At 68.8% G+C, this 5,395-nt stretch carries 5 protein-coding genes; 2 read left to right on the top strand and 3 right to left on the bottom strand.

The annotated features are described in order from the left end of the window. Positions 1 to 1,072 precede the first annotated feature (1,072 nt). From J1C73_RS21690 to J1C73_RS21680, 3 genes are all read right to left on the bottom strand, one after another. Complete coding sequence (locus J1C73_RS21690; protein WP_207317885.1) at positions 1,073 to 1,939, bottom strand: PaaX family transcriptional regulator C-terminal domain-containing protein; 867 nt, start codon at positions 1,937 to 1,939, stop codon at positions 1,073 to 1,075. Between the two features lie 400 nt (positions 1,940 to 2,339). Then, positions 2,340 to 3,167 carry an alpha/beta fold hydrolase gene (locus J1C73_RS21685; RefSeq protein WP_207317884.1) on the bottom strand — a complete coding sequence of 276 codons (828 nt, stop codon included), beginning with the start codon at positions 3,165 to 3,167 and terminating at the stop codon, positions 2,340 to 2,342. Between the two features lie 42 nt (positions 3,168 to 3,209). Continuing rightward, a complete protein-coding gene (locus J1C73_RS21680; RefSeq protein ID WP_207317883.1) occupies positions 3,210 to 4,433 on the bottom strand; it encodes a saccharopine dehydrogenase family protein in 1,224 nt (407 codons plus the stop codon). An 80-nt stretch (positions 4,434 to 4,513) separates the two neighbouring features. Here J1C73_RS21680 and J1C73_RS21675 point away from each other — a divergent pair, with 80 nt between their 5' ends. Further along, complete coding sequence (locus J1C73_RS21675; RefSeq protein ID WP_207317882.1) at positions 4,514 to 5,140, top strand: GNAT family N-acetyltransferase; 627 nt, start codon at positions 4,514 to 4,516, stop codon at positions 5,138 to 5,140. 39 nt (positions 5,141 to 5,179) lie between these two features. Continuing rightward, positions 5,180 to 5,383, top strand: coding sequence for a hypothetical protein (locus J1C73_RS21670; protein WP_207317881.1), 204 nt, complete (start codon positions 5,180 to 5,182; stop codon positions 5,381 to 5,383). The last annotated feature ends 12 nt before the right edge of the window (positions 5,384 to 5,395 follow it).

Below are 5,395 nucleotides of genomic sequence, written 5' to 3'. Positions count from 1 at the left end.
GGGCGGTCTGCAACGTGTCCCGCTTTCGTCGTCTACGCCGACGGCACTCCTGTGAAGACGTGGACGAGTGCCGCCCCGAAGCCCCTCATGGAATGAGCCTCGCACCCTTCCTTCGCTGAGTCCCGGCGTGCTGCTGGAACTGGAGGACTCATGAACGCACATCACGATCAGAACATCGAGTGGGACGTGCTGGGTGTGCACCCGAAACGTGAGGCAGGCCTGCAGGCTCCCGCCCTCGCACAGACGACGGACTGGTTGCGGGATCTGCTGCGCACCAACGGTGGCGGATGCACGCCCGTCCACCGGGTGCTGGACATCGGCAGCGTGCCGGGGGTGGTCACGTGCCTGTTGGCACACTTTTCCGGATGCCGAGGTTGTCGCTGTCGACCAGTCGTCCGGCGTCCTGGAGAGGGTCCGCGCGCGCGGTGGCGCAAGGAAAAGAAGGTCGGGTCGTCACTCGCCTGAGGAAGTCCCCGGGTGAGTTCGGATCGCCGGATTCCGCGGATCTGATCTGGATCCGAAACGGCTTCCACCGCATCGGGGACCAGGAAGCGGTATCGCGCTCCGTGGCCAGCTGCCTGCGGCCCGGCGGGCTCGTTGCCGTCGCGGGAAGCGGGCTGCCCCGCGATTTCTGCCCCGTGACATCGGCATGGGCGTCCAGGCATGCAAGCCCGCCTGGAAGCCGCCGAGGAAGCTTTCGGCGACATGCGCGGCCAACTACCCGGATTGGTCAGGACAGTGAAGGACTGGCGGCCATGCTCGCCCGGGCCGGGCTCATCCCCAGCGGGACAGGCAGCTTCTTCACCGACCTCCCGTCACCTCTCGGAATGTCGGCGTGCGAGCATCTGCAGATGCACCCGAGCCGGGGCTGCACGATCAGATCGGCGACCGGCTGGAGCCGGAGGGCCGGACGACCCTTGAGTGTCTCAGGGACAGCGACACATGCACCGGCATCCTCGGTCGCGTGCCCCTGCGATCGAGCAGCTCAAAGTCATTCCCTACGACGAGGAATGGCCCGGCCGGTACACGGCTCTCACGTCCCGCATCACGCATCCGGTACCCGACTCCGTGCTCATCCGTCGCAGCGCTGCTCTGCGGACTTGGTCCCCCTGACAGCGTCGTCGTAAAGGCGAAACAGGCGGACGTGCTGCTCCGCCGCTGTGCCGGACTGCCCCAGCCGGTCCAGGAGCTGCCAGCACTGTGCGACGAGCCGACGTGCCTCGGTTCCCGGCCAGGGCCGGGGGAGCAGTTCGGGCGGCAGAAGAGGGTCGGGCTCCATCGCACGGGTGAATTCGGCGGCCAGTTCGACCGCGATGGTCAGCTGCTGGAGCGAGGAGGGGGCGGCCTCGTCCTGGAGTCGGCGCAGCCGCGGCTCGGCCACGGAAGCGAGTTGCCGATAGCCATCGGCGATCTCGTCCTGCGGCCACAGGCTGCGGGCAAGCGCGGCCGGATCGCGTACATCGCCCTGACGCAGGTCGTCGGTGGTGAAGAGGGTGAGGTGGCCGTGGATGCCGAGCCGTCGAGCCTCGTCCTCGACGTAGGGTTCCCATGCATTGGCGCTGACGTAGAGGCCGCCCTGGACGGGGGCGCCACCAAGCCGGGTGAGAACGGTGCGCAGTGTGTCGCGCGCCGTACGGGTGTCTTCGGGTACAGCGAAGGCGACCAGGTGCCAGATGCCGTCCCAAGGGGCGAGGCCCGCGTCCTGCCGGAAAGCGTGCGCGACGAACTCGACGTCCGGCCCCAGGGCCTGCACGGTAGCGCCGGTCGCCCGGAGCAGTGCTTTGCGCCCCCTGCCTTCCTGGACGAAGCGCCCCTCTGCTACGAGCCGCTTGATGCACAGACGCACCTGCTGGTCGGTCATGCCGAGCAGGTCGGCAGTGGCGTAGAGCTCGCCGGCGTCGACCGTGTGGTCGGAACGGATCAGAGCTTCGACCAGCATGCGAGTGGGGACCCGGACGGGCGTTGTCGGCGTGTGGAGCGAGTCGGTCATGAAGTGGCGGGCCTTTCTGGTACGTCCAAGGGTGCGGCGCATCGTGGTGCCGAGCCGCACCTCTGCAGGCCGCGCGGCCAAGAACTGCGCTCGGTATACACGCGACGGTATCCGGGCCGCTCGTACAGTGTCCTGGCGCGTGGATTCCACGCCGACGTCCAGTCCGCTGCCCCGGCAGCAGTGCTTCCAACACGAGGGCGATCCGAGCGTCGCGGGGAGCACCACCTCTTCACGCCGTCGCACCTGTCGGAGGCGGGTACAAGCACCCGGGGTACCGAGGTCGGGGCGGGTCACGCCCCGCGGTGCCGTGGAAGCTCCCTCCTCGCTTGAACCGGGGGTGGTTCGGGACCTATGGCCTGTCCCAGAACGAGCCGAGCATGACGGCGACCTCGTCGACGCGCTCGATCTGCGGCATGTGGCCGGTCCGGGGGAACAGGTGGGTGCGTGCCCGGGGGAGAGCGGTCGCGGCGTTCACGAGGTGGGTGGCCGGCAGGATCCTGTCATGGGTGCCCCAGACGACGAGCGTGGGGATGTCGAGCGCCGAGACCTCGGTGAGCAGCTTCTCGCGCCAGCCGCGGCGTACGCCGCGCCACGAACCGAGGGCATGGGACTGGCGCCGGAACGTCTGTGCCGCCCCTTCGCGACGGGAGAGCGCGAGTGCCAGGGCGACCCGTTCGGGTGTGGCGAAGGCCGGGTCGTAGAAGATGGAGCGCTCCGACAGCAGCGCGCTGTCCGCATGGGGACGCAAGAGCAGCCGCCAGAGCAGCGGAAGGTCGAGGATGCGCAGGGTCCAGGTGACGTCACGGCCGAACCCTGCGCTGTTGAGCAGTGCCAATGACGCCACCCGCGCGGGGGCATCTGCGGCGAGCCGCATCGCGACGGCTCCGCCAAGCGAATTGCCCACCACATGGGCGCCCGAGGGGACCCCGAGCACGTCGAAGGCTGCTTCGACGTGCCGGGCCAGTGCCGCGAGGCGGCAGTCGGGCAGGGCCTGGGACTGCCCGAAGCCCGCGAGGTCGATGGCGATCAGCCGGTACCCGCTCAGGGCGGCCCGCAGCGGCTCCCAGTCCTCCAGGCTGCGGCCCAGTCCGTGCAGCAGGATCACGGGCGGGCCGGTGCCCGTCGCCGCGTAGCGGACGCGAAGCCCCCCGACCTCGACGAATTCCGCTGTATGCACGCCGACTCCTGGGTCCAGTGATTTCACCGGTATCTCCTCGTTTCAGTGGCTCGGGGTGACGGTGGTGATCACGCAGTTGCCGGGGTGGTCGTTGTCGGAGGTGTGGGACAGCTGGTGGGAGAGGTCGAGGAAGAACCGCTCGGGTTCGATGACGGCCTCGGGAGGGTGTACGCCGGGCCGGCCGCTGGTGCCGTCGAGAAGCTGGGCGAGCCCCAGGGCCAGCGGGATTCCGGTCGCCTCTGCCATGTCGTCGATCAGCGTGGTCATGCCTGACGTCTCGGCGAGGCGGGACAGGACGGTGACCGGCCTGCCGTCGCGGGTACCTGTGGCTGCGGCAAAGAACGGCGGCAGCGACCGGGGGCCCTTGAGGCCCATGGCGCCTGCCACGGCCCGCAGGCCGCGGGAAACCGAGGGTTTGGCCAGGTCAATGGCGGCGGTTTCGTTGGTGAGTTTGCCGGCGTCGATGTCGCGGCGAAGGACGTCGAGGTAGGCCAGTGTGCCTGGGGTGATGACCATGAGGTTGGAGGCCTCGCCGGTCGGGCGGAAGCTGCGGTGGAGGGTGACCGGCTCAGGATGGCCGACGGTGTAAGCCGTTCCGGAGTGCTCGGGGGAGAGGGTCAGCGTGACCGGACGGAGCGGCCGTCGGTGTACGAGCTGTCCGCCGCTGACGACGGCCACCTTCCCGCTGATCTGCTCCATCCAGTGCACGGCGGCGGCACTGGGCCGCCCGTCGGGGTCGAGCAGCTGCTCGTCGTCCTGGTCGTTGCCGGACACATCGACGGGCCATGCGGTGTACAGGTTCTGGACCTGGTCCAGCTGCTGGACGGCGCGTGCGGCCAGCAGGTTGCTGACTCCGGGGCTGGCGCCCATGCCCACCACCGCGCAGACCCCGGCGGACCGTGCTTCCTCGTCCAGATCGAGCATCCGCAGGGTCGGCTCCCAGTCGTCGCAGATGTCCAGGTAGTGCGTACCGGTCGCGATCGCGGCACGCAGCACGGTCAGGCCGAAGCGGTAGTACGGGCCGACGGTGTTGAGCACGACGTCGGCGTCGGCCATTGCAGCCCGGAGGGCGGAGTCATCGGTCACGTCCACCTGCAGGGCCCGCATGGGCGCACCACCGGCACCGGCGAGTTGGCGTACCAGCCTCTGGGCCGCTTCAAGGCGTTTGTCGGCCACCACAATCTCGGTCACCTCGGGCAGCCCGGCAGCCACCCGCACCGCCACCGCCCCCATCGCACCGGGTCCGCCTAGCGCCAGGATCCTCATTCACTCTTCCTCTCTAGCTCGATACGATCGAAAGCTATACGATCGGTTTTGAATCGAGCAAGTGCTGATGAAGGAGAACCATGAACGACCCACAGTTCCCGGACACAGCTCCGCACCGGCCGGAGATCGACGACCGTCCATCCGTGGATGCCTGCGTAGGCGTGCTGGCCGATGCCTTTGCCCGTGAGTCGGCGACCTCCTGGATCTGCGGCAGTTCGTCCACCACCAGGGAGAACTGGTTCGACGTCACCCTGCGCGCCGATGCCACCATTCCCGGATCGCGCCGCTACGCCCTGACCGGGGACGGCGGCAGCCCCATCGCGGCCGCCGTCCTCACCCCGCCCGGAGCTCGGCTCACACCTGCCGCTCAGGCGCAGTGGGCGGCCCGTACGCTCGCGCGTTGCGGACTCCGGTCCGTGCAGCGGACCCTGCGCTATCTCGACCTCACCGAAGCCGGTGCGCCCGAGAGTGCCTGGACGCTGGAGTTCATCGGGGTGGTTCCCGCCGCCGCAGGCCGCGGGGCGGGGCGGCGTCTCCTCGACCGCCTGCTGGCCGACACACCAGCCGCGGCCGGGATCTACCTCACCACCGCGGACCCCGGAAATGTGGCGCTCTACCAGCACTTCGGGTTCGTCACCCAGAGGCGCCTGTCCGTCGGACCACTGAATGTCGCGACCATGTTGAGAAGGCGTACGAGCAGTCCGTAGCCACGGGCGGCCTGAATGCGACTGGCATGCAGCAACTCGATGACGATTCCGTCTATTTCGATCCGCAGGACCACCGAGACCGGTTCGAACTGCTTCACCAACTCCGAGTTGATCCCGGACACCAACCCGCTCGGACCGCGCGACAGCGCTGAGGAGCGCTACACGCCCGAGCTGCCGATCGTCGCCATCGAATGCGGCGTCCCGGCACGTACCGGCCCGCTGTCCCACCCACTTCCGCTATGAGGTATATCCGTG

Origin of the sequence: Streptomyces laculatispora (assembly GCF_017353455.1) — a bacterium.
GTDB classification, from domain to species: domain Bacteria; phylum Actinomycetota; class Actinomycetes; order Streptomycetales; family Streptomycetaceae; genus Streptomyces; species Streptomyces laculatispora.
This window is presented reverse-complemented; position numbering and strand designations above follow the sequence as displayed.

Bases quoted from the DNA above. Each gene is read 5' to 3' on its own strand.
- J1C73_RS21690 (WP_207317885.1), bottom strand. From the start codon at position 1,939: ATGCTGGTCGAAGCTCTGATCCGTTCCGACCACACGGTCGACGCCGGC.
- J1C73_RS21680 (WP_207317883.1), bottom strand. From the start codon at position 4,433: ATGAGGATCCTGGCGCTAGGCGGACCCGGTGCGATGGGGGCGGTGGCG.
- J1C73_RS21675 (WP_207317882.1), top strand. From the start codon at position 4,514: ATGAACGACCCACAGTTCCCGGACACAGCTCCGCACCGGCCGGAGATC.
- J1C73_RS21670 (WP_207317881.1), top strand. From the start codon at position 5,180: ATGACGATTCCGTCTATTTCGATCCGCAGGACCACCGAGACCGGTTCG.